A 21,407-nucleotide genomic window follows, 5' to 3' on the forward strand; every position below is an offset into this window, starting at 1 on the left:
TGTTGTTATGGAATCTGTGGCGCGTTAAAGCGGGAACGCCTTCAGCCGGGTGGCCGGGCGGCTGATGCGCGGAAGCTTCTTGCGCGAGGCGAGCACCTGCTCGATGTCGTGCCGCGCGCCGTCGATCAGCACCAGCACGGCTTTTTCGGCCCGCGCCGAGTCGCGCGCAATCACCGCGTCGAGCACCGCGCGATGCAGCGGCAGCGAACTGGCGGGCCCGTTTTTGCGGCTGGTCGATATTTCGAAGCTCGTGCGCAGCAGCGCACCCAGCGCGCGGCTCATCTGCACCAGCATGCGGTTGTGGCTGGAACGGATGAGCCCCTGGTGAAAGCGCAGGTCGGGCGTGATGTAGTCGCCGCCGAACTCGATGGCGCGCTTCATACCCGCATAGGCTTCTTCCATGTCGGCGATGTCTTCGGCCGTGGCGCGCGCGGCGGCAAGCCCCACGGCGGCCGGCTCCACCACGCGGCGCAGGTCTTGCAGGTCGCGCAGAAACTCGGCCGACAGGCCCGCCTCGGTCTGCCAGACGATCACGTCGGCATCGAACCAGTTCCACTGGTCCGCTGGCTGCACGCGCGTGCCCACCTTGGGCCCGCTGGTCACGAGGCCCTTTGCAATCAGCGACTTGATCGACTCGCGCACCACGGTGCGGCTCACGCCGAGCTCCTCGCACAGAAGCGGTTCCGGCGGAATCGACGCGCCAGGCGCATAGCGGCCAGCGACGATGTCGCTTCCGATGCGGTCGACGGTATTGCCGTGAACGTTCTTGATCATGCGTGCCTGCGGTTTGTCTTTGTTATGTTTTCTTGCGTTTGCTTGTTGCCGTTAATGACTGGCCGCGGACACCGCCAGCCACTCGAAAACCCTGAACGCCGTGACAGCGTCTCACGCTTATCATATGATGATTGAAAACGCATTTCGGCAGGAAAAACCCTGACCTGCCGGCACACTTCCAGTTACCGGAGACAAGCGATGACCACCCCGCCGAAGAAGAAAAATCCCGAAGACCTGCGCAGCCAGCAATGGTTCGGCCGCAACGACCGCGACGGCTTCATCTACCGAAGCTGGATGAAGGGCAAAGGTGTGCCGCATGACCAGTTCGACGGGCGCCCCGTCATCGGCATTTGCAACACCTTCAGCGAACTCACGCCCTGCAATTCGCACTTCCGCACGCTTGCAGAGCAGGTGAAGATCGGCGTGTACGAGGCAGGCGGTTTTCCGGTCGAGTTTCCGGTGATGTCGCTCGGCGAAACGCTGCTGCGCCCCACGGCCATGCTGTACCGCAACCTCGCGAGCATGGACGTGGAAGAAAGCATTCGCGGCAACCCGCTCGACGGCGTGGTGCTGCTCATGGGATGCGACAAGACCACGCCCGCGCTCATGATGGGCGCGGCCAGTGTCGACCTGCCGACCATCGGCGTTTCGGGCGGCCCCATGCTCTCGGGCAAATGGCGCGGCCAGGAGCTGGGCTCGGGCACCGGCGTATGGCAAATGAGCGAGCAGGTGCGCGCCGGCACGCTCAAGCTGAAGGACTTCTTCGAGGCCGAGAGCTGCATGCACCGCAGCCACGGCCACTGCATGACGATGGGGACCGCAAGCACCATGGCCTGCATGGTCGAATCGCTCGGCATCGGCCTGCCGGGCAATGCGGCGTATCCGGCGGTCGACGGCCGCCGCAACGTGCTGGCGCGCATGGCGGGCCGCCGCATCGTCGACATGGTCCATGAAGACCTCAACATGTCGAAGATCCTCACGCGCCAGGCCATCGAGAACGCCATCAAGGTCAATGCGGCCATCGGCGGCTCGACCAACCTCGTGATTCACCTGCTGGCCATTGCGGGCCGCATTGGCGTAGACCTTTCGCTCGACGACTTCGACCGGCTGGCTTCCGAGCTGCCCTGCCTGGTCGACCTGCAGCCCTCGGGCCGCTTTCTCATGGAAGACTTCTGCTACGCGGGCGGCCTGCCGGTGGTCATCAAGGAAATTGCGGAGCACCTGCACAAGGACGCCATCACTGCCAACGGCCAGACGCTGTGGGACAACGTAAAGGACGCCGAAAACTACAACCCGCAGGTGATCCGCCCGCTGGCAGAGCCCTTCAAGGACAAGGCCGGCATTTGCGTGCTGCGCGGCAACCTCGCACCCAACGGCGCCATCATCAAGCCCAGCGCCGCCACGCCGGAGCTGCTGGTGCACAAGGGCCGTGCGGTGGTGTTCGAAAACGCCGACGACCTGCACAAGCGCATCGACGACGAGAACCTGGACATCGACGAGCACTGCGTCATGGTGCTGAAGAACTGCGGCCCGCGCGGCTACCCGGGCATGGCCGAGTCGGGCAACATGCCGCTGCCGCCGAAGGTGCTGCGCAAGGGCATCACGGACATGGTCCGCATCAGCGATGCGCGCATGAGCGGCACGGCCTACGGCACGGTGGTTCTGCACACGTCGCCCGAAGCCGCGGCGGGCGGCCCGCTCGCGCTGGTGCAAGACGGCGACATCGTCGAGCTCGATGTGCCCAACCGCAAGCTGCACCTGCATGTGAGCGACGAGGAACTGGCCAAGCGGCTCGAAAAATGGGTCGCGCCCAAGGCGCCGCTCGATTCGGGCTACTGGAAGCTCTATGTCGACACAGTGCTGCAGGCCGACCAGGGCGCCGACCTGGCCTTCTTGCGCGGCCGCCGCGGAGGGTTTGTGCCGCGCGACAATCACTAGGATGACCAGACTGGTAGCCATCGACTGGGGCACAAGCTCCCTGCGCGGCGCGTTGATCGACGCCGGCGGCAAGGTGCTTGAAGAGCGCAGCGACACGCGCGGCATTCTCAAGGTGCCGGCGGGTGGTTTTCCCGCAGTGTTCGATGAACTGTTCGGCGACTGGATGCAACCCGAGGGCACCCGCTGCCTCATATCCGGCATGGCCGGCAGCAAGCAGGGCTGGGTCGAGGCGCCGTATTGCGCCTGCCCCGCGGGCCGCGTCGAAGTCGGCCGCAAGATCATCGACATCGATGCGCGGCCGGGTTCGCGCATTGCCATCGTGCCGGGCCTCAGCGACGAGCATGACGGTGTTCCCGATGTCATGCGCGGCGAAGAGGTGCAGATCTTCGGTGCCATGGCGTTGATGGACGTCGACGAAGGCGTCTTCGTACTGCCGGGCACCCACAACAAGTGGGCCACGGTCAAGAAGGGCCGGGTCACGGGCTTTCGCACCTTCATGACTGGTGAGTTCTATGCGCTGCTGAGCCAGCATTCGATTCTTGCGCGCACGCTCGACGCAAATGCATCGCTCGACGAAGCCGCTTTTGTGCAGGGCGTTACGCTCGCCGACAACGGCCAGGGCCTGCTGCACAACGCATTCGGCGCGCGCACGCTGTCGCTTTTCGAGCGCATGCCCACGCAGGAGCTTGCGAGCTATCTCTCCGGCCTATTGATCGGCGAAGAACTGCGCACGCAGTCTTTGCATGCCTTCGGCGAAGTGGTGCTGATCGGCTCCCCCGCACTGACGCAGCGCTACACGCTTGCGCTCAGCGCAACCGGCACCGCCACCCGCACACTCGGCGCCGAAGCCACCTGGGCGGGGCTGCATGCACTGTCCGGTTTTCTCGACGCAGACAGAACTCCCTCATGACGACTCCCCTACAAAAATTCGATGCCGCCATGCGCGAGCTGCCGCTGGTCGCCATCTTGCGCGGACTCACGCCGCCGGAGGCCGCCGATGTCGGCGACGCCATCGTCGAATCGGGTTTCCGGCTGCTCGAGGTGCCGCTCAATTCCCCCAAGCCCTATGCCAGCATCACGCTGATGCGCACGCGCTTTCCGCAGGCCCTGGTGGGCGCCGGCACAGTGCTCGATGCGCAGCAGGTGCGCTATGTGCACTCCGCCGGCGGCGAGCTGATCGTGTCGCCCAACTTCAACGCCGAAGTCATCGCCGAAGCCGTGCGGCTCGGCATGGTGTGCCTGCCCGGCGTGATGACGCCGACCGAAGCCTTCGGCGCCTTGGCCGCGGGCGCGACCGGGCTCAAGCTGTTTCCGGCTGAACTGGCGTCGCCCGCGGTGGTGAAGGCACTGCTTGCGGTTCTGCCCGCCGGCACGCCGCTGATGCCTGTGGGCGGCATCACGCCGGCCAACATGGCCGAATGGCGTGCGGCCGGCGCGTCCGGCTTCGGCATCGGCTCTGCGCTGTACAAGCCAGGCAAGCAGGCGTCGGAGGTTCGCGCCGATGCGCAGAAATTCGTTGCAGCCTATACAGGCGCAATCCGCGCCTGAGCGCATCTTTTTTCAACCCACATCCATCCACATCCACGAGGCCCCGTCGATGTCCGCAGATTCAGACTACGCCAGCCCCGCCGTGCGCAAGTTGCGCGAAGACCTTGCGCTCGCCTTGCGCGCAGCCGCGCACCACGGTCTGTCCGAAGGGGTCTGCAACCATTTCAGCGTGATGCTGCCGGGCACGCAAGACCGCTACCTGATCAATCCTCGCGGCCTGCACTGGAGCGAAATCGGGCCGGACGACGTCGTGCTGATCGACGTGCACGGCGAGGTGCTCGCCGGCCGCCACAGGGTGGAGCCGACCGCACTTTTCATTCACGGCGCGGTGCACCGCATCACCGGCCACGCCGTCGTGCTGCATTGCCACATGCCCTACGCGACGGCACTCACGCTCACGGCCGACCGCGCGCTCGATCCCACGCTGAGCCAGAACGCCATGCGCTACATGAACCGCATTGCGATTGATGCGGTGTACAACGGCCTGGCGCTCGACGATGCCGAAGGCGAACGAATCGCACGCGCCATGCTCGGAAAAGACGTGGCCTTTCTCGCGAACCACGGCGTTGTCGTGGCGGGCGCCACCGTTGCGCATGCCTACGACGATCTCTACTACCTCGAGCGCGCAAGCCTGCACCAGGTCATTGCGCAATCGACCGGTCGCCCGCTGGTTCCTGTCGATCCCGAGATGGCAGCCCACGCAGCGGCGCAAATCCAGGGCGAACGCGAGCAATCAGACTTGTTTTTCGAGGCGCTCCGGCGCATGCTGCCTCCGCCACACGGCTGACGTCCGTTCGGCCGGTTCCAACCCCGGCACAGGGCGCCTAGGATGGCGGAACGGGTGCGCAGCGGCTTACAGCTCTTTATCGGATTTCGCGCGAGCCTTACACAGCGTTCACATGGGAGCACGACGATAGGGCTTCCAACCACTCCATTGGAGTTGCCATGAAAAAGCTCACATTCGCAATCGGCACCGCTGCCCTGCTCTCGCTGGCAGCCCTCAGCGCTCCGGCACAAGCCCAGACCGGCGGCCGCTTCATCCAGGCCCAGGTGTATGTCGTGCCCGCACCACCGCCGCCGCGCCCCTACTACTACGCGCCGCCGCCCCCGAGGCCCTACTACGGCCCCGGCTACCACCATGGGCATGACCGCTACGAGGAGCGCCGGCACCGCCGTTGGGAAGAGCGCCGCTACGGCCGCCGCGACGACGACGGCGACGGTGTTCCCAACCGCTACGACCGCCGGCCCGAGAATCCGTACCGCTATTGATTTTTGCGCCAGCGCCTTGGCCTGAGCGCAAGCCGGCTCAGGCTTGCGCTGCCACGCGGCGCAACAGCCCGCTGGGCGAGCGCGGCCAGCCGACGCGGCCGAACCATGCGCCGCCCGCAATCGCCGACGCGATGACGATGCCGTACACCACCAGCGCCACGCCTTGCGCAGCGAACACGCCGGTCAGCCCTCCGCTCCAGCGCAGGGCCAGCCAACCGCCGATGCCGGCCACGGCCAGGCGCGCCATGTTGCCGAGCACCGGCCACAGCAAGCGTCCTGCTCCCTGCGACGCGAAGTACAGCACCAGGCCCACGCCGAAGAACCCGTAGAGCGGCCCCACCACGCGCAGGTAGTGCGCGCCGGTTTCCAGCATGGCGGGGTCGTTGCCGAACAGCAGCAGCCAAGGCCGCGGAAACAGCGCCGCGGCAAGGCCGATGGTTTCCGTCAACGCAAAAGCCAGCGCGGCACCGGCCCATGTGGCGCGCAGCGCGCGTTCGCGCTGGCCGGCGCCCATGCAGGTGCCGACCATCGCGACCAGCGGCGCGCCAAGGCCGAACACCAGCGGCACCAGCAGGTACTCCAAGCGCGATGCAGTGCCGTAGCCCGCCAGCGCCCCCGACCCGAAATGGCCCGTCAATGCGGTCGCGATGCCGATCGACAGATTGGTTGCGACAGTGGACACCGCACCCACGAGCCCGATGCCCAGGATGTTGCGGAACAGCGGCCAGCGCAGTTTCAGCGCGGCAAGCGTCGGGCGCAGCAGGCTGCGCGGCGAGCGCAGGTAGACGATGAGCGCCACAGAGCCCAGCAGGTAATACAGCAGCAGCGCCATCGCACCGCCCGCAATGCCCATGCCCGGGAGCGGTCCCCAGCCGAAGATCAAAAGCGGCGATGCGGGAATGAGGAACACCACGCCCGCCACCGTCACGTTCGCCGGCACGGCCATGTTGCCCGTGCCTCGGATGATGGCCGACAGCGAGTTGAAGAGCCACACCAGCACCGCGCCCGCAAACACCCAGTTCGAGTATGTCAGCGCCGCCTCGAGCGCGGCGCCCGTGCCGCCCATGATTCCGTACAGCCGGCGTCCGCCAGCCAGCAGCGCGATCGAGAAGAGCAGGCCGAACCCGATGGCAATGACCACCGCGTGCCACACCAGCGCGTCGGCTTCGTCGCGGCGGCGTGCTCCCAGGGCACGCGCAATGGACGAAGCGATGCCGCCACCCATGGCGCCGCTCGACGTCATCTGCATCAGCATGACGATCGGGAACACCAGCGCCATGCCGGCGAGCGCATTGGTGCCCAGCTTGCCGACGAAATAGGTTTCGATGAGCCCGACGGAAGCCTGCGCCACCATCACGAGCACGTTGGGTGCGGCCAGGCGCAGCAGCGTGGGCACAATGGGCGCTTCGAGCAGGCGCCGGGTGCGCGGATCGAGTTCCTGGCTCATGCCGCCGCCAGCTTCGAACGCACGAGCCGCGCTTCGCGGATCGGCAGGTGCACCAGCGCGGCGCCGGCCGCAAGCGCAATGTCGATGTACCAGACGATGTCGTAGTTGCCGGTGGCCTGGAACACATAGCCGCCCAGGAATGCGCCCAGGAAGCCGCCGACCTGGTGCGCCAGCATCACGATGCCGAACAGCATTGCCATGTTGGCCGGCCCGAACATCTTGGCGACCAGCCCGGCTGTCGGTGGCACGGTCGACAGGAAGGTCACGCCCATTACCGCGGCGAACACCAGCATGACCACGGTCGTCTTCGGTGCCAGCAGGAACACCAGCACGGCGATGCCGCGCGTGGCATAGACCAGCGACAGCAGCGACTTCATGCGCCAGCGCCCCACGGCCCAGCCCATGGCAAGGCTGCCGACGATGTTGAAGAGCCCGATCATCGCGAGTGCCCAGCCGCCGACCTCGGGCGGCAGGCCGCAGGCCGCCACGACGCCGGGCATGTGCGTGGCAAGGAAGGCCACGTGGAAGCCGCACACCAGGAAGCCCAGGCTCAGGTAGCGGTAGCTGGGCGTTGCGAGCGCCTGGCCGATGGCCTCGCGCGCACTCAGCGGCTTGGTGCCCGACGCGGCCGCCGAGGCCGCCGCCATCGCGTTCGAATTGCCCTTGAGCACCCATGCGGCCGGCAGCGCCAGCAACACCAGCACACCGAGCCATTGCATGGCGCCGGCCCACCCCACCGCCGCCGTGAGGCCGACGGCGATCGGCGCCATTGCAAACTGTCCGAAGGAACCGCCGGCATTCACCATGCCGGTGGCCAGGCCGCGCTTGTTCGGCGGCACCAGGCGGGTGCTCGCGGCCATCAGCACCGAAGGGCCCGCCATGCCGGCACCGCCGGCCGCAAGCACGCCGATCGCGAAGATCAGGCCCGCCGTGCTCGTCATGAGCGGCGTGATCAGCGTGCCAATGGCCACCAGCATCACGCCGATGAACACGACGCGCCCGGTGCCGATGCGGTCGGCCACGGCGCCCGCGAAGGGCTGCGTGAGCCCCCACCAGAGCTGCCCGAACGCGAACGCAAGGCTGATGCTCCCGATGCCGAGTGCGGTCGATGTGTTGAGCGCCGAGAGAAAAAGCCCCATCGTCTGGCGCACGCCCATCGTGAGCGCAAAAGCGCCGGCAGCCGCCAGCAGCACGAGCCAGAGCGCATGGCGCCGCAGAACAGTTTCATTCATCACGGGCTCCTGTGGGTTCTTCCGGCTGTCCATCGCCCAGGCCTGCGCGCTGCAGCAATTCCAGGCTTTCATCGAGAAGGGCATGCAGCGCAAGCACCCGCTCCGTGCCGAGGATGTCGTTGAGCGCCAGCTGCGCGCCATGCCACAGGCGCTGCGCCTCGGCGCGCTTCTCGCGACCCGCGTCGGTAATCGCCAGCATCCGGCTGCGCGCATCGGGGCCTTCCGTCTGCACCAGGAAGCCGGCCGCCAACATGGGCTTGAGATTGCGCGTGAGCGTGGACGCATCCACGTTCATCTCGCGCGCCAGGTCGACCGGACGCAGCGGCCCGAAATGCAGCACGTGCGAAAGCAGCGAATACTGCGTGGTCTTGAGCCCGCTGGGCGCAACGTGCGCGTCATACAGGCGCGACGCCACCCTGGAGAGCCTGCGCAGGCGGAAATTGGTACATCCTTGGGGCTTGACCTGAGGAGGCTGAGGCTTCAGAGCGGTGTTCATGTTTTTATTGTAGCTACAATAATTGCACCTACAACTATCACGGAGTATTGCATGACCGAGCCCCACGCCATCGACACCTGGATCGCTGAAGAACGCCGGGTGGTCGAGCGTCTTGAAGCCGGCCCCGGCCCGGGGCTCGCCCGCCCCGAGCAGATTGCCGGGAAGACCGGGCTCGAAATGATGCTGGCCATGCTGAACGGCGAAATTCCGTATGCCGCCATCGCCAAGACGCTCGACTTCACGCTTCTTTCGGTGAGCCCCGGCGTGGCCGTGTTCCAGGGCAGGCCGCTGCCGCAGCATCTGAATCCGCTTGGCACCATCCATGGCGGCTGGGTCGCCACGCTGCTCGATTCGGCACTGGGCTGCTCGGTCCACACCATGATGCCGCCGGGCCGCGCCTACACGACGGCCGAACTGGGCGTGAACTACGTGAAGGGTCTCACGCCCAAGGTGCAACGGGTTCGCGCCGAAGGCAAGGTCATTCATTGCGGCCGTCAACTGGCCACCGCCGAGGCGCGGCTTTTCGGGCCGGACGGCACGCTGTATGCCCACGCCACCACCACCTGCCTCGTGTTCGAGGTTCCTCCGCCGCGCTAAGCCGTGGCCGCCACCATGCCCTCCACACCTCCAGACCCCACGCTCGCTACGGCTCTCAAGACCCTGCTTGCCGAGAGGTACAGCTGCCGGGCCTACCTTGCGGAACCGGTTGCGCGCGAGACCATCGACGCCATCCTGCAACTGGCGCAGCGCACAGCGTCCTGGTGCAACTCGCAGCCGTGGCAGGTCATCGTGACCAGCGCCGATGCCACCGGGCGGCTGCGCCGGGCCTTCGACTCGGACGAGGCCGCGGAAGACGCCGCGTTCGACATCGCGCCTCCGGCCGAATACCGCGGCGTGTACCAGGAGCGCCGACGCGAATGCGGTTTTCAGCTGTACGAAAGCGTCGGCATCGTGCGCGGCGACCGCGAGGCTTCGGCGCGGCAGGCGAAAGAGAACTTCAGGTTCTTCGGGGCGCCGCACATGGCCCTCATCACCACCGAAGCGCTGCTGGGCACCTATGGTGCGGTGGATTGCGGCGCGTATGTGAGCAACTTCATGCTCGCGGCGCGCAGTTTCGGGGTGGCCAGCATCGCACAGGCGGCCATTGCATCGCGCGCAAAGTTCCTGCACCGCTGGTTCGACATTCCGGACGACCGCCAGATCGTCTGCGGCATTTCATTCGGCTACGAAGATCCGTCGCACCCGGCCAACCGCTTTCGGACCACGCGCGCAGCGCCGGAGCAGGCCTGCCGGTGGGTCGATTGACTTGCACAAGCCGGTGCGTCCTGTAGGTGCAAAGAGGTAAAAGCCGTCTGGGGCAGTGATAATGATTCTCATCGTCAGCCACGTGGCTTGCGATGCTTTTCTCATTCACGTCTCTGCACCTGGAGGATCTTTCATGACCGACCGCCTCGGCGTTCAAGGCCGCGCCGCCCGCGCATTGCTCGGCGTCTCCGCCGCCTGGCTGGCCGCTGCCGCCCTGCCGGCCTATGCCGCCAACGACGAGCTCACGCTCTATACAACGCGTGAACCCGCGCTGATCCAGCCGCTGATCACGGCCTTCAGCACGCAGACGAACATCAAGGTCAACACCGTGTTCGTGAAGGACGGCCTGCTGGAGCGCGTCAAGGCCGAAGGCGCACGCTCGCCGGCCGACGTGCTGATGACGGTGGACATCGGCAACCTGATGGACCTGGTGGACGGCGGCGTGACGCAGCCGGTTAAATCGGCCGCGCTCGACTCGGCCATTCCCGCCAACCTGCGGGGGGCCGACGGGCAGTGGTTCGCGCTTTCGTTGCGCGCGCGCGTGCTCTACGCAGACAAGTCCCAGCCGCTCACCAGCTTCCGCTATGAAGACCTGGCCAACCCTAAGTGGAAGGGCAAGGTCTGCATCCGCGCGGGCCAGCACCCCTACAACACGGCGTTGATCGCATCGATGATCGCGCATGAAGGCGAAGCCAAGACCGAACAATGGCTGCGCGGCGTCAAGGCCAACCTGGCGCGCAAGGCCACCGGCGGCGACCGCGACGTGGCGCGCGACATCCTCGGCGGCATCTGCGACATCGGCGTGGCCAACTCGTACTACGTCGGCCAGATGAAGAGCGCTTCGGCCGGCACCGACGCGCGCAAGTGGGGCGACGCCATCAAGGTGATCCGCCCGACCTTTGCCAGCGGCAAGAGCGGCGGTACGCACGTCAACATCAGCGGCGCGGCCGTTGCCAAGAACGCGCCCCAGCGCGCCAACGCGGTCAAGCTGCTCGAGTTTCTGGTGTCGGAGCCGGCGCAGTCGCTGTACGCGCAGGCCAACTACGAATACCCGGTGCGCAAGGGTGTGGCGCTCGATCCGATCATCGGCGAGACCATCGGCGAGCTGAAGGTCGACCCGCTGCCGCTGACCGAGATTGCCAAGTACCGCAAGCAAGCCAGTGCGCTGGTCGACAAGGTCGGCTTCGATCTGTAATGTTGCTCGCCCCCAGGCTTCGCGCATGAGTTTCGGTGGCCTGCGCGCTGCAGGCCCGCTCTGGCGCAGCGCCTCGTTCGCAATTGCCGTCGGCGTGCTTGCGCCGGTTCTCACGCTGGCGTGGCTTGCGTTCGGCTCCGGCATGGCGCACTGGGGGCCGCTGTTCGCACACGTGCTACCGCAGGCGGCGCTCAACACGGCCGTGCTGCTTGCGGGTGTCGGCACACTGGTGCTGGTGATAGGCACCGGCTGCGCCTGGCTGGTCACGGCCTGCGACTTTCCGGGACGCCGCGTTCTGCATTGGGCACTGCTGCTGCCGCTCGCAATGCCCACCTACATCGTCGCCTTCGCGTATCTCGACCTGCTGCACCCGATAGGGCCCGTGCAGGGTGCGATCCGCTGGGCATTGGGCTTCGACAGCCCGCGCCAGTTCCGCCTGCCCGACCTGCGCTCGATGCCGGGCGCAATCTTCGTGCTCGGCTTCGTGCTCTACCCCTACGTCTACATGACCGCGCGCGCCATGTTCATGACGCAGCCGGCCCACTTGATGGAAGCGGCACGTACGCTGGGCGAAAGCCGGCGCGGCGCGTTCTTTCGCGTGGCGCTGCCTCTGGCACGCCCGGCGCTTGCCGTGGGGCTGAGCCTTGCGCTGCTTGAAACGCTCAATGACATCGGCGCCTCCGAATTCCTGGGCGTCAACACACTCACCGTGGCGGTCTACACCACGTGGATCACGCGCTCCGACCTGGCCGGCGCGGCGCAGATCGCCTGCGCCATGCTGTTCGTGGTGGTGGCCCTGGTCTGGCTCGAACGCAACGGACGCCAGCACCAGCGATTCGGCTCCGCGCAGCGCATGCGTCCCATGCAGCCGCGGCGCCTGCACGGCGGGGCTGCATGGCTCGCCACTGCCACTGCGGGATTGCCGGTGATGCTCGGATTCGTGGCGCCTGCTCTCTACCTCGTCTGGGAAAGTGCCAAGCGGCTGCGCCTGGGCGGCGGCGTGTCCCAAGGTCTGCTCGCAAGCCTGGGCAACACGCTTGCGCTGGCCGCGGGCGTTACCGTGGTGGCGGTTGCCGCCGGGCTGGTCGTGGCTTGGGCGGCGCGCAGCCAGGGCTCGAGCCCCAACCACGCACGCTGGCAGGCACGCGTTGCCACGCTGGGCTATGCAGTGCCGGGCACAGTGCTCGCCATCGGCCTGCTCACGCCCGCACTGGCGTTCGACGCCGCATTGGCCAATGTGCTGGGCCTGCGGGGTTTGCCGCTCATGGGTGCGGGCGTCGTGCTGGTCGTGGCGTGCGCCATTCGCTTTCTTGCCATGCCGGTGGGCGGCATCGAAGCGGGGCTTGCCCGCATTCCGCCCGCCATCGAACAGGCTTCGCGGCTGCTGGGCGAAACGACCGGCGGCACACTGCGCCGGGTGCATCTGCCGCTACTGCAGCCCGCCATTGCCACGGGCGCGCTCCTGGTTTTTGTCGATGCCATGAAAGAACTGCCGGCCACGCTGCTGCTGCGGCCCGCCAATTTCGACACCCTGGCCACATGGCTCTACGCCGAAGCCGCGCGCGGCACGTATGAAGAAGGCGCAGTTGCCGCGCTGGCCATCGTCGCGGCCGGCCTGCTGCCGGTGGTGCTGCTGGCGCGCAATCAACTGGGCACGCCATCGGCCTTGCCCGGCCCGGACAAGACATGAGCTCACCCCTTTCCATCGAGTCGATCCAGCTCGCCTACGAAACACCGCGCGGCCTGCACACCGTGGTGAACGACTTTTCTCTTTCGCTGCCCGCGGGCGAAATAGCGTGCCTGTTCGGTCCGTCGGGCTGCGGCAAGACCACCGTGCTGCGCGCCATAGCCGGCTTCGAGCCCTTGCGCGCCGGCACGGTCCGGCTGGGCGACGTGCTGCTGTCTTCAACCCGGGCGCACCTGCCGCCCGAGCAGCGGCGCGTGGGCATGATGTTTCAGGAGTACGCGCTGTTTCCGCACCTGTCGGCCAACCAGAATGTGGCTTTCGGCTTGCGCCGATCGAGCCGCGCGCAGCAGCAGTCGCGCACGGCCGAAATGCTCTCGCTCGTCGGCCTGGCCGACGCGGGCGAACGCTTTCCGCACGAACTCTCGGGCGGCCAGCAGCAACGCATTGCGCTGGCCCGCGCGCTCGCGCCCGAACCCGCCCTGCTGCTGCTTGACGAACCCTTTTCCAACCTCGACGGCGGCACGCGCGAACGCCTGACGGCAGAGGTGCGCGGCATTCTCAAGCGCGCCGGGCAGACAGCAATCCTCGTCACCCACAACGACGCCGAGGCCCACGCCATGGCCGACCGCATCGGCGTGATGCACGCCGGCCGCATCACGCACTGGCTGGACGCCGCCAAATAGCACAAGGCGCCCGTTCGGCGAATGGGCTTTTCGGGAAAAGGTTGTTCGGGATCGCAAGAATGCGGCGCTCCCACATACCTATTTTCCGGAACACCCCATGGCCAAGCCCCTTACCCTCGTCAGCCACCTGCTGTGCCCCTATGTGCAGCGCGCGGCCATTGCCCTCGCCGAGAAAAACGTGCCTTTCGAACGCGTGGTGATCGACCTTGCGAACAAGCCGGACTGGTTCATTGCAATCTCGCCGCTCGGCAAGGTTCCGCTGCTGCGCCTGGAGCGGCCAAGCGGCGGCGAAGCCGTGCTGTTCGAAAGCAACGTGATCTGCGAATACCTCGAAGAAACCCAGCACGGCCCGCGCCTGCACCCTGAAGACCCGCTCACCCGCGCCAAGCACCGCGCGTGGATGGAATTCGGCTCGGCCGTTCTGGGCGACCTGTGGGGCTACGAGACCACGCGCGACGCCGAAGTGTTCGAACAGAAGCGCCTTGCACTGGCTGCCAAGTTCGAGCGCGTCGAAGCGGCATTGGGCACAGGCCCTTACTTCGCGGGCGAAAACTTCAGCCTGGTCGACGCCGTCTTTGCGCCGGTCTTTCGCTACTTCGAGGTATTCGACGAGATCAGCAACTCGCACATCTTCGATGCCTTGCCCAAGGTGAATGCATGGCGCAAGGCCCTGGCCGCGCGGCCCAGCGTGCAAGGCGCCGTGGTGCCGGAGTATCCGCAGCACCTGCGCGAATTTCTGCAGAAGCACGAGGCGCACTTGCTCACGCTCGCGTAAAACCGACAATCGAATTCTTCCCACAACGAACAGGCACCCACGAGATGCGACTTCTCCACACCATGCTGCGCGTCGGCAATCTCCAGCGTTCGATCGACTTCTACACGAAGGTGCTGGGCATGAACCTGCTGCGCACGTCCGAGAACCCCGAGTACAAGTACAGCCTTGCCTTTGTCGGCTACGGCAATGGCAACCCCGACCAGGCGGAGATCGAACTTACCTACAACTGGGGCACCGAAAGCTACGAACTCGGCACGGCCTTCGGCCACATTGCGCTCGGCGTGCCCGATGCCTATGCAGCCTGCGAAAAAATCAAGGCGGCCGGCGGCAACGTGACGCGCGAAGCCGGCCCCGTGAAAGGCGGCAGCACCGTCATCGCGTTCGTGACCGATCCGGACGGCTACAAGGTCGAGTTGATCCAGGACAAGTCGAAGGCGAACGGCAACAAGCCGGAAGCCGCTGCAGACGCGTTGCGCGCCCCGTAGCCAAGGCGCAGGCAATAGGTTGGTTCGGTCTTTGGGCCGGGTCAATCTCCGCGAGGTTGCAAGCAACCGTAAGAAACGCGATGCGTGGAATGCGCGGGCAAATTAACGAGACAAAATAGCCGCCTTCGCAGGGGCGACCGGCATATTCTTTGCTGCAGTTCCTTGGCAGGGAGCGTTAATGCTAAACGCTTCAGACGCCCGAATTTGCAACAAGAACTTTCATGCTCGAACGCGAATAGCAGTTCAAAAGTATTGAAATGCCCCGTTGATTTTTGCCCCGTCTTCCAAATGAGCGCTTTCTTCTAAGCGGAACCAATTTGACCAGTTTAAGCATACGCGGCAAGGCCATCGATCCGGCAATCTCGCTCATCGTATTTCTATTTGCCGCTCTTGTCGTTGGCGCCATTCCGTTTGCGTACCACGACACGGCAGCACAGATCTTTCCGGACGAGGACACGCTGCTGAGCTTCTTCGGCGCCGATGCGTGCCAGTTGACCTCGACCACCATCGAGGAAAGAAACTCCTACGCCTGCAGCGCGTTCCTGCTCGAGTCGATTGGGTTGAGCGCCGGCACTGCGCCATTGGCCGGCGCCCTGCTGAGCGTGTCGCTTACCTTGATACCCGTCTTTCAGTTCGCCCGCATTCCGTTGGGCGTATTTCTCGCATCGCTGGCCTGGGGCGTCATCCGGGCCATCTTTCTGTCCGTTCTTTCCAAGGACATGCTGTCCGCTGCGGTGGTGCTTGTCTCGGTGATGGCCGCGCGGCAATCATGGTTTGGGCTCACCTGGCTTTTGTCCGCAACGATTTACGGCTGGGTGGTCAGAAAATACTGGCTGCTGGTCAGCGCCGTGTGGTTTGGACTGAGGCTGATAAGAAAGCAGCTCACCGTATTCAGGCTGCTTGTCATCATCGTCCTGGTTTACGTTGCACTTGCGCTGACTTTCCAGATTGCGTTGGGCGTTACGCTCGACTTTGCACGGCTGGCCGTCAACGAGAACAGAGAGGTTGGCGCCGAGGGATCGCGCACCGTGATCGAGGCTGTCATTGCTTCCGACAACGCATTGCTGCAAGCGCTCAATGCAACCATCACTTTCTTCAGGCTGGCATTTCCGCTCGAACTTCTGCGCTTCGGTTCGGTGAGCCAGCTTGCGTTCATTTCGATCATGCCCTTCACATTCATATGGATGGTGAAGGTCATCGTCAAGAGCGCCAAGTCAGACAATAAAAAAATCATCCAGGCCGGCAAGATTGCGCTGGCGCCCTTGGCCTTTCTCATCATCGAAGGCGTATTCGAGCCCGACTTCGGCTCTTTTGCGCGCCACTTCGCCATTGTGAGTCCGCTTGTTTTTTCTGCGATGGCGCTGCTGCAGAAAGCCGAGCTGGGCATCGAAAAGCGGCCGCGGAGCAGCAGCAGCTCGGCCGCCCCTTCCGGTTCGCCGGCCTTGGTTGGCGCCCTTCAGCAGGATCGCATCTCGTGAAGTCTCAATCCATTGCGGTCGACCAGCCCCAGTACGTCGAATCCATCCAGGCGGGAAGAGGCATTGCCGCCCTACTGGTCGTGGTGCACCACATCGCACAGAAATCGCATGCGCTCTCCGGCGGCGCCATTCCGTCGTTCGATTTCGGGATCGTCGGGGTTGACATCTTCTTCATGATCAGCGGCTTCATCATCTATTTCGTCACCGCCAACAAGACGATGACGCATGTGGAGTTCATGGAAAAGCGGATCGTGCGGGTGTTTCCGCTTTATTGGGGGCTCTCGTTGCTGGCATTGCTTGTTCTCATCTTCAAGCCGAACTTGATCAACAGCAATGCGCAGCAGGCGACGGATATTGCCGCCTCGTTTTTCTTGTGGCCCACCACCGCGCCGTACCTGGTGAACAACGGCTGGACGCTGACCTACGAGATCATTTTCTACGCGCTCTGGGCGCTCGTCGCGCTGCCCACCGCCAACCGCAAGACCGCCACCATTGCGTGCCTGGTACTGGCTGCGGGTTCATTCATGGGGCTGCTTTTCAACGTCGACCCCAAGGTCATCAATTTTTCGCTGTTCGTGGAATTTGCATTCGGCGTGGCCGTTGGTGTCGCGTTCAAGAAGGGGGTGTTCCAGCAGAACATTCTCTTGGGCATCGTGCTGGCCATTGCCGGGGCCTTTCTTGCCTATCTTGCAATATCCCAAGGCCTTGGCAGCGGCCAGCTGAGAGGCTTCGCGCTCGCAATCCCCTCGGCCATGATGTTCGTTGGAATCATCCTGCTCGGGTCATTCTGGAAAAGAAGACGCACGGTGCTGGCAATCGGAGACAGCTCTTATTCGCTGTACCTCTTCCATCCGTTCATCCTGGTCGGCATTCCCATCACGGTGAAGCTGCTCGGCATTTCCTCACCGGTGCCGATACTCGCCATTTCCGCAGCGGTCGGCGTTGCGGCCATTGCGGCTTCGCACATGGTCTACAAGCTGGTGGAATTTCCGCTCACGCAGATGATGCGCGGAATGATCAAGTCCGCGAAATCTCTGGGCGCAGCAAGAGCAAGGTAATTGGCCGACGAGTCTCGGCGCGATCAGCAGCCCAGCAGATCGGCCAACTGGTTGATGTCACGCGCATGCAGGTTGTTCTCTGCGTTCGGCGAAACATCCTTGGGTTGCGCGCGGCCGTACTCATGGGGCCGCTCGATGTAGGCGGTCTTCAAGCCGCACACGCGTGCCGCGGCAAGATCGTCGTGGTGCGCCGCCGCGAGCATGACTTGGCCGGGCGTTGCGTCGAACACGCCCGCCACGCCAAGGTAGGTGCGCGGATCGGGCTTGTAGGCCTTGAACACTTCGGCCGAGAGCACGCAGTCCCACGGCAGGCCGGCGCGCTTGGCCATTTCGGTGAGCAGGCCGATGTTGCCGTTCGAGAGCGTGCAGATGGTGAACTTCTTCTTCAGGCGCGTGAGGCCCTCGACCGCATCGGGCCAGGCGGGCAGCCGGTGCCAGGCGCGGCTCAGGTGGCGCTTGGCGGCGGTGTCGAGCTGCTCCGTCAGGCCGAAGTCGTGCAGCACCTGTTCGAGCATGCTCAGGTGCAACTCGTCGAGCAGCGTGAAGCCGCCCTCGCCCGCCGCAATGCGCTCCATGACCGATTTCATTGCGGGCTGGTAGCCGGCGCGCCACGCCAGCGCGAAGGTGGCGCCGTCCACACCCGGTAACGCAAGCTCGGCCTCGGCGGCAATGCCGCTGTGCCAATCGACCACGGTGCCGAAAACGTCGAACGCGATGACCTTCAGGTCGCTCGCGTCGAAATCCGCGCGCATGGTCAGCGCTGCAGTTGGCTCGCGGCGCGTGCCAGCTGCTCGATCAGCGCCCAGTTGCCTTCGCGGATCGCGTCGGTCGGCACGATCCACGAGCCGCCCACGCAAGCCACGTTCGAGAGCGCAAGAAACTCGGCCGCGTTGCCCGCATGAATGCCGCCGGTGGGGCAGAAAGTGACGTCGCCGAACGGCCCTTGCCAGGCCTTGAGCATCGGCAGCCCGCCCGCCTGCAGCGCGGGAAAGAACTTGAGCTCGGTGTAGCCGTCTTCCTGCGCCGTCATGATCTCGCTGCCGGTGGCCACGCCGGGCAGCAGCGGCAAGCCGAGATCGTGGCAGGCCTTGCCCACCGCGCGCGTGTAGCCCGGACTCACGCCGAACTTGGCCCCGGCCAGCGCCGAAGCCTGCGCATCGGCCGCGCTGCGGATGGTGCCGGCGCCGGCCACGGCTTCGGGCACGTCCTTGGCAATGGCTTCGATGCACTCGAGCGCCTGCGGCGTGCGCAGCGTCACTTCAAGCATGCGGATGCCGCCGGCCACCAGCGCGCGCGCCAGCGGAATGGCATGTTTCACGTCGTTCAGCACGATGACCGGGATGACCGGCGCATCGCGCATGACGTCGAGTGCGGTGAGTTTGTCTGTCATTTCATTGCTCCATTGTTCACAGCCACGAGCATGCGCCCTCTTCCGCGGTCAGTGCATTGCGCCGCATGCCGGCGAACAGTTCGCGGCCGAGGCCGTGGCCGTCGGCGATGCGCTTGGCTTCGGGCAGCCTGGCAAGCTCGCGTTCGGCCCACTCGTCGTCGGGCACCAGCACGGCAAGGGTACCGGCCACGGCATCCAGGCGGATGACGTCGCCGTCGCGCACCTTGGCGAGCGGGCCGCCCGCGGCGGCTTCGGGCGAGACATGAATCGCGGCCGGCACCTTGCCCGATGCGCCGCTCATGCGGCCGTCGGTGACCAGCGCCACGCGGAAGCCCTTGCCCTGCAGCACCGAGAGCGGCGGCGTGAGCTTGTGCAGTTCGGGCATGCCATTGGCCTGCGGGCCCTGCCAGCGCACCACGCACACCACGTCGCGTTCGAGTTCGCCGGCGGTAAAGGCCTGCTGCAGCGCGGCCTGCGAATCGAAAACACGCGCGGGCGCTTCGATCACGTGGCGGTCGTCGGGCACGGAAGACACCTTGATCACGCTGCGCCCCAGGTTGCCGTTGAGCAGCTTCAGGCCGCCGGTGGTGCTGAAGGGGCTCTCCACCGGCCGCGCAACCGAATCGTCCTTCGAAGGCGCGGCGGATTGCCAGACAAGGCGCTTGTCTTCGGCCATGGTGGGCACGTTCGCAAATTCGCGAATGCCGCCGGCGCGCACGGTCAGCACGTCGGCATGCATGAGGCCCGCATCGAGCAGCTCGCCGATCACGAAGCCCGGCCCGCCCGCGGCCTGGAACGCGTTCACGTCGGCACTGCCGTTGGGGTACACGCGCGTCAGCAGCGGAATGATGTCGGAGAGGCGCGAGAAGTCGTCCCAGTCGATCACGATGCCGGCCGAGCGCGCCACGGCCACCCAGTGGATCAGGTGGTTGGTGGAGCCACCCGTTGCCAGCAGCGCGACCATGGCATTGACGATGCAGCGCTCGTCCACGACCTCGCCGATGGGTGGGCAGTTGAATTTCGTTTCGCTCGCGCGGCCGAGTACCGTGCGAACGGCCTCGCGCGTGAGCGTTTCTCGCATGGCATCGCCGGGCTGGATGAACGCCGTGCCGGGTACATGCAGGCCCATGGCCTCGAGCAGCATCTGGTTGCTGTTGGCGGTGCCGTAGAAGGTGCAGGTGCCCACGGTGTGATAGGCCGCCATCTCGGCGTCGAGCAGGCCCTGGCGGCCGACCAGGCCTTGCGCGGCCTGCTCGCGCACCTTCGACTTTTCGCCGTTCGACAGGCCGGAGGGCATGGGGCCGGCGGGCACGAACACGGTCGGCAGGTGCCCGAAATGCAGCGCGCCGATCAGGAGGCCCGGCACGATCTTGTCGCACACGCCCAGCAGCAGCGCGCCGTCGAACATGTCGTGGGTGAGCGCCACCGCGGTGCCCATGGCGATCACGTCGCGGCTGAAGAGGCTCAGCTCCATGCCGGGCGTGCCCTGCGTCACGCCGTCGCACATGGCGGGCACGCCGCCGGCCACCTGCGCGGTGGCGCCAAGGCTGCGCGCCTCGTTCTTGATGATGTCGGGGTAGCCCTGGTACGGCGCATGGGCCGAGAGCATGTCGTTGTAGGCGGTGACGATGCCGATGTTGGGCGCGCGCTCTGTCACCACCCTGAACTTGTCGTTGGCCGGAATGCCGGCCACGGCGTGCGCGACGTTGGCGCAGCCCATGCGGTCGGAGCCGCGGTCGCGGTTGCGGATTTCGGTGAGGCGCTCGAGGTACGCGCTGCGCGGCCCCCGGCTGCGTTCGCGAATGCGAGCGGTAACGTCAAGGACGGTGGGATGTGTGCTCATGGGGATGTATTCGGTCGCGCTGCCGGCATCTGGCCAATGTCACTTTTGCGACCTTCGACTTGGAAGTGAATAGTACCAAGACAGCAGCAACAAGGCCGATCGAAAACGGCCTTCCGGCAATACGCATTTACATCCTGCATTTACTTCCGCGCCGATCAGGGGCGCAGGAGGCTCAATCGATGAGCTTGACTTCGACGCGGCGCGCCTCGGCGTTGTTGCCCGAACCTGCCGTAACAGGGGGCCTTTGCAGGTCGACCTTGCCCGCCGGAACGCCCAGGCCCACCAGCACGTCGCGAATCATCTCGGCGCGCTTCTTGGCAAGCTGCTCGTTGATGGCCGCGTCGCCCGTGGTGTCGTGAAAGCCCGAGACCACCGCCTTGCGGCCGCTCTCCACGCCCTTGATGACGGCAGCCAGCGCCTCGGCGGCACCCGGTGCGATATCGGCGCTGCCGGTCGCGAAATAGAAGTTGACCACGCCGTCGGCCACACGGATGCTGGCACCGTCGGGGATCACGACGGTGACCGTTTCGGTGACCTCGGCCACCGTGGTGGCTGGCTTGGCCGGTGCCGGTGCCGGTGCCGCAGCAACCACGGGGGCGGGCTTGGCCTTTGCCGCTGCGTTCTTGCCCTTGTGCCAGAACGCGATGCCCAGTACGAAGGAGATCACCAGCGCAATCAGTATCAGGAGAAATCCGAGGGCGAACTTTTGCTGGCTTTCGTCTTCATTCATGGGTCTGCGTGCTCCGTAAGGAAGAGGTCGGTAAATAATGGTGCGGTGAACCATGATCGCCAAATTGTAGGCGC

General features: G+C 65.5%; 22 protein-coding genes. 14 read left to right on the forward strand and 8 right to left on the reverse strand.

Annotated features, from left to right (window positions below; genetic code table 11):
• Positions 1-24: 24 nt before the first annotated feature.
• Positions 25-774: a FadR/GntR family transcriptional regulator gene (locus QHG62_RS23320; RefSeq protein ID WP_281148001.1), complete on the reverse strand. Its 750-nt coding sequence runs from the start codon at positions 772-774 to the stop codon at positions 25-27.
• A gap of 198 nt (positions 775-972) precedes the next feature.
• On the opposite strand from QHG62_RS23320, the gene QHG62_RS23325 reads away from it, so the two are divergent.
• From QHG62_RS23325 to QHG62_RS23345, 5 genes are all read left to right on the forward strand, one after another.
• On the forward strand, positions 973-2,712 hold the full coding sequence (locus QHG62_RS23325) for an IlvD/Edd family dehydratase (RefSeq protein ID WP_281148002.1): 1,740 nt from the start codon (positions 973-975) through the stop codon (positions 2,710-2,712).
• Position 2,713: 1 nt separating this feature from the next.
• Positions 2,714-3,622: a 2-dehydro-3-deoxygalactonokinase gene (locus tag QHG62_RS23330; RefSeq protein ID WP_281148003.1), complete on the forward strand. Its 909-nt coding sequence runs from the start codon at positions 2,714-2,716 to the stop codon at positions 3,620-3,622.
• A complete protein-coding gene (locus QHG62_RS23335) occupies positions 3,619-4,260 on the forward strand; it encodes a 2-dehydro-3-deoxy-6-phosphogalactonate aldolase (protein WP_281148004.1) in 642 nt (213 codons plus the stop codon). The genes QHG62_RS23330 and QHG62_RS23335 overlap by 4 nt, the downstream gene beginning before the upstream one ends.
• Before the next feature lie 49 nt (positions 4,261-4,309).
• Positions 4,310-5,047 carry an aldolase gene (locus tag QHG62_RS23340; protein ID WP_432445557.1) on the forward strand — a complete coding sequence of 246 codons (738 nt, stop codon included), beginning with the start codon at positions 4,310-4,312 and terminating at the stop codon, positions 5,045-5,047.
• A gap of 158 nt (positions 5,048-5,205) precedes the next feature.
• The gene (locus QHG62_RS23345) at positions 5,206-5,529 is read left to right on the forward strand and encodes a hypothetical protein (RefSeq protein ID WP_281148005.1); all 324 of its coding nucleotides are present in this window, start codon (positions 5,206-5,208) and stop codon (positions 5,527-5,529) included.
• A 37-nt stretch (positions 5,530-5,566) separates the two neighbouring features.
• Here the strand turns inward: QHG62_RS23345 and QHG62_RS23350 are convergent, their stop codons facing one another.
• The 3 genes from QHG62_RS23350 to QHG62_RS23360 are packed head-to-tail and all read right to left on the reverse strand — an operon-like array spanning position 5,567 to position 8,704.
• The gene (locus QHG62_RS23350) at positions 5,567-6,976 is read right to left on the reverse strand and encodes an MATE family efflux transporter (protein WP_281148006.1); all 1,410 of its coding nucleotides are present in this window, start codon (positions 6,974-6,976) and stop codon (positions 5,567-5,569) included.
• Positions 6,973-8,208 carry an MFS transporter gene (locus tag QHG62_RS23355; protein WP_281148007.1) on the reverse strand — a complete coding sequence of 412 codons (1,236 nt, stop codon included), beginning with the start codon at positions 8,206-8,208 and terminating at the stop codon, positions 6,973-6,975. Before QHG62_RS23355 ends, QHG62_RS23350 begins: the two co-directional genes overlap by 4 nt.
• Positions 8,201-8,704 carry a MarR family winged helix-turn-helix transcriptional regulator gene (locus QHG62_RS23360; protein ID WP_281148008.1) on the reverse strand — a complete coding sequence of 168 codons (504 nt, stop codon included), beginning with the start codon at positions 8,702-8,704 and terminating at the stop codon, positions 8,201-8,203. Before QHG62_RS23360 ends, QHG62_RS23355 begins: the two co-directional genes overlap by 8 nt.
• A 51-nt stretch (positions 8,705-8,755) precedes the next feature.
• On the opposite strand from QHG62_RS23360, the gene QHG62_RS23365 reads away from it, so the two are divergent.
• The 9 genes from QHG62_RS23365 (at position 8,756) to QHG62_RS23405 (ending at position 17,370) form a co-directional block, all read left to right on the forward strand.
• Positions 8,756-9,301: a PaaI family thioesterase gene (locus tag QHG62_RS23365; RefSeq protein ID WP_281148009.1), complete on the forward strand. Its 546-nt coding sequence runs from the start codon at positions 8,756-8,758 to the stop codon at positions 9,299-9,301.
• A gap of 15 nt (positions 9,302-9,316) precedes the next feature.
• Positions 9,317-10,009 (forward strand): nitroreductase, encoded by a 693-nt coding sequence (locus QHG62_RS23370; RefSeq protein ID WP_281148010.1) that lies wholly within the window; start codon positions 9,317-9,319, stop codon positions 10,007-10,009.
• 133 nt (positions 10,010-10,142) lie between these two features.
• Complete coding sequence (locus tag QHG62_RS23375) at positions 10,143-11,204, forward strand: Fe(3+) ABC transporter substrate-binding protein (RefSeq protein WP_281148011.1); 1,062 nt, start codon at positions 10,143-10,145, stop codon at positions 11,202-11,204.
• Between the two features lie 25 nt (positions 11,205-11,229).
• A complete protein-coding gene (locus QHG62_RS23380; RefSeq protein WP_281148012.1) occupies positions 11,230-12,894 on the forward strand; it encodes an ABC transporter permease in 1,665 nt (554 codons plus the stop codon).
• Entirely contained in the window at positions 12,891-13,574 is a 684-nt protein-coding gene (locus QHG62_RS23385; RefSeq protein ID WP_281148013.1) for an ABC transporter ATP-binding protein, read from the forward strand. The genes QHG62_RS23380 and QHG62_RS23385 overlap by 4 nt, the downstream gene beginning before the upstream one ends.
• Before the next feature lie 97 nt (positions 13,575-13,671).
• Positions 13,672-14,349, forward strand: coding sequence for a glutathione S-transferase family protein (locus tag QHG62_RS23390; protein ID WP_281148014.1), 678 nt, complete (start codon positions 13,672-13,674; stop codon positions 14,347-14,349).
• Positions 14,350-14,393: 44 nt separating this feature from the next.
• Entirely contained in the window at positions 14,394-14,834 is a 441-nt protein-coding gene (gene gloA / locus QHG62_RS23395; RefSeq protein WP_281148015.1) for a lactoylglutathione lyase, read from the forward strand.
• Between the two features lie 272 nt (positions 14,835-15,106).
• On the forward strand, positions 15,107-16,312 hold the full coding sequence (locus QHG62_RS23400) for a hypothetical protein (RefSeq protein WP_281148016.1): 1,206 nt from the start codon (positions 15,107-15,109) through the stop codon (positions 16,310-16,312).
• Positions 16,309-17,370, forward strand: coding sequence for an acyltransferase family protein (locus QHG62_RS23405; RefSeq protein WP_281148017.1), 1,062 nt, complete (start codon positions 16,309-16,311; stop codon positions 17,368-17,370). Before QHG62_RS23400 ends, QHG62_RS23405 begins: the two co-directional genes overlap by 4 nt.
• A 23-nt stretch (positions 17,371-17,393) precedes the next feature.
• On the opposite strand, the gene QHG62_RS23410 is transcribed toward QHG62_RS23405, so the two are convergent.
• The 4 genes from QHG62_RS23410 to QHG62_RS23425 form a co-directional block, all read right to left on the reverse strand.
• Positions 17,394-18,122: a haloacid dehalogenase type II gene (locus QHG62_RS23410; RefSeq protein ID WP_126746221.1), complete on the reverse strand. Its 729-nt coding sequence runs from the start codon at positions 18,120-18,122 to the stop codon at positions 17,394-17,396.
• A gap of 2 nt (positions 18,123-18,124) precedes the next feature.
• Positions 18,125-18,760 carry a bifunctional 4-hydroxy-2-oxoglutarate aldolase/2-dehydro-3-deoxy-phosphogluconate aldolase gene (gene eda / locus QHG62_RS23415; RefSeq protein ID WP_258501562.1) on the reverse strand — a complete coding sequence of 212 codons (636 nt, stop codon included), beginning with the start codon at positions 18,758-18,760 and terminating at the stop codon, positions 18,125-18,127.
• 16 nt (positions 18,761-18,776) lie between these two features.
• A complete protein-coding gene (gene edd, locus QHG62_RS23420) occupies positions 18,777-20,603 on the reverse strand; it encodes a phosphogluconate dehydratase (protein WP_281148018.1) in 1,827 nt (608 codons plus the stop codon).
• A gap of 172 nt (positions 20,604-20,775) precedes the next feature.
• Positions 20,776-21,333, reverse strand: coding sequence for an OmpA family protein (locus tag QHG62_RS23425; protein WP_281148019.1), 558 nt, complete (start codon positions 21,331-21,333; stop codon positions 20,776-20,778).
• Positions 21,334-21,407 lie beyond the last annotated feature (74 nt).

The sequence above is a fragment of the Variovorax paradoxus genome (assembly GCF_029919115.1).
Classification (GTDB): Bacteria; Pseudomonadota; Gammaproteobacteria; order Burkholderiales; family Burkholderiaceae_C; genus Variovorax; species Variovorax paradoxus_O.

Coding starts and splice junctions, on each gene's coding strand:
- QHG62_RS23320 (WP_281148001.1), bottom strand. CDS start 774: ATGATCAAGAACGTTCACGGCAATACCGTCGACCGCATCGGAAGCGAC.
- QHG62_RS23325 (WP_281148002.1), top strand. CDS start 973: ATGACCACCCCGCCGAAGAAGAAAAATCCCGAAGACCTGCGCAGCCAG.
- QHG62_RS23330 (WP_281148003.1), top strand. CDS start 2,714: ATGACCAGACTGGTAGCCATCGACTGGGGCACAAGCTCCCTGCGCGGC.
- QHG62_RS23335 (WP_281148004.1), top strand. CDS start 3,619: ATGACGACTCCCCTACAAAAATTCGATGCCGCCATGCGCGAGCTGCCG.
- QHG62_RS23340 (WP_432445557.1), top strand. CDS start 4,310: ATGTCCGCAGATTCAGACTACGCCAGCCCCGCCGTGCGCAAGTTGCGC.
- QHG62_RS23345 (WP_281148005.1), top strand. CDS start 5,206: ATGAAAAAGCTCACATTCGCAATCGGCACCGCTGCCCTGCTCTCGCTG.
- QHG62_RS23350 (WP_281148006.1), bottom strand. CDS start 6,976: ATGAGCCAGGAACTCGATCCGCGCACCCGGCGCCTGCTCGAAGCGCCC.
- QHG62_RS23355 (WP_281148007.1), bottom strand. CDS start 8,208: ATGAATGAAACTGTTCTGCGGCGCCATGCGCTCTGGCTCGTGCTGCTG.
- QHG62_RS23360 (WP_281148008.1), bottom strand. CDS start 8,704: ATGAACACCGCTCTGAAGCCTCAGCCTCCTCAGGTCAAGCCCCAAGGA.
- QHG62_RS23365 (WP_281148009.1), top strand. CDS start 8,756: ATGACCGAGCCCCACGCCATCGACACCTGGATCGCTGAAGAACGCCGG.
- QHG62_RS23370 (WP_281148010.1), top strand. CDS start 9,317: ATGCCCTCCACACCTCCAGACCCCACGCTCGCTACGGCTCTCAAGACC.
- QHG62_RS23375 (WP_281148011.1), top strand. CDS start 10,143: ATGACCGACCGCCTCGGCGTTCAAGGCCGCGCCGCCCGCGCATTGCTC.
- QHG62_RS23380 (WP_281148012.1), top strand. CDS start 11,230: ATGAGTTTCGGTGGCCTGCGCGCTGCAGGCCCGCTCTGGCGCAGCGCC.
- QHG62_RS23385 (WP_281148013.1), top strand. CDS start 12,891: ATGAGCTCACCCCTTTCCATCGAGTCGATCCAGCTCGCCTACGAAACA.
- QHG62_RS23390 (WP_281148014.1), top strand. CDS start 13,672: ATGGCCAAGCCCCTTACCCTCGTCAGCCACCTGCTGTGCCCCTATGTG.
- gloA (WP_281148015.1), top strand. CDS start 14,394: ATGCGACTTCTCCACACCATGCTGCGCGTCGGCAATCTCCAGCGTTCG.
- QHG62_RS23410 (WP_126746221.1), bottom strand. CDS start 18,122: ATGCGCGCGGATTTCGACGCGAGCGACCTGAAGGTCATCGCGTTCGAC.
- eda (WP_258501562.1), bottom strand. CDS start 18,760: ATGACAGACAAACTCACCGCACTCGACGTCATGCGCGATGCGCCGGTC.
- edd (WP_281148018.1), bottom strand. CDS start 20,603: ATGAGCACACATCCCACCGTCCTTGACGTTACCGCTCGCATTCGCGAA.
- QHG62_RS23425 (WP_281148019.1), bottom strand. CDS start 21,333: ATGAATGAAGACGAAAGCCAGCAAAAGTTCGCCCTCGGATTTCTCCTG.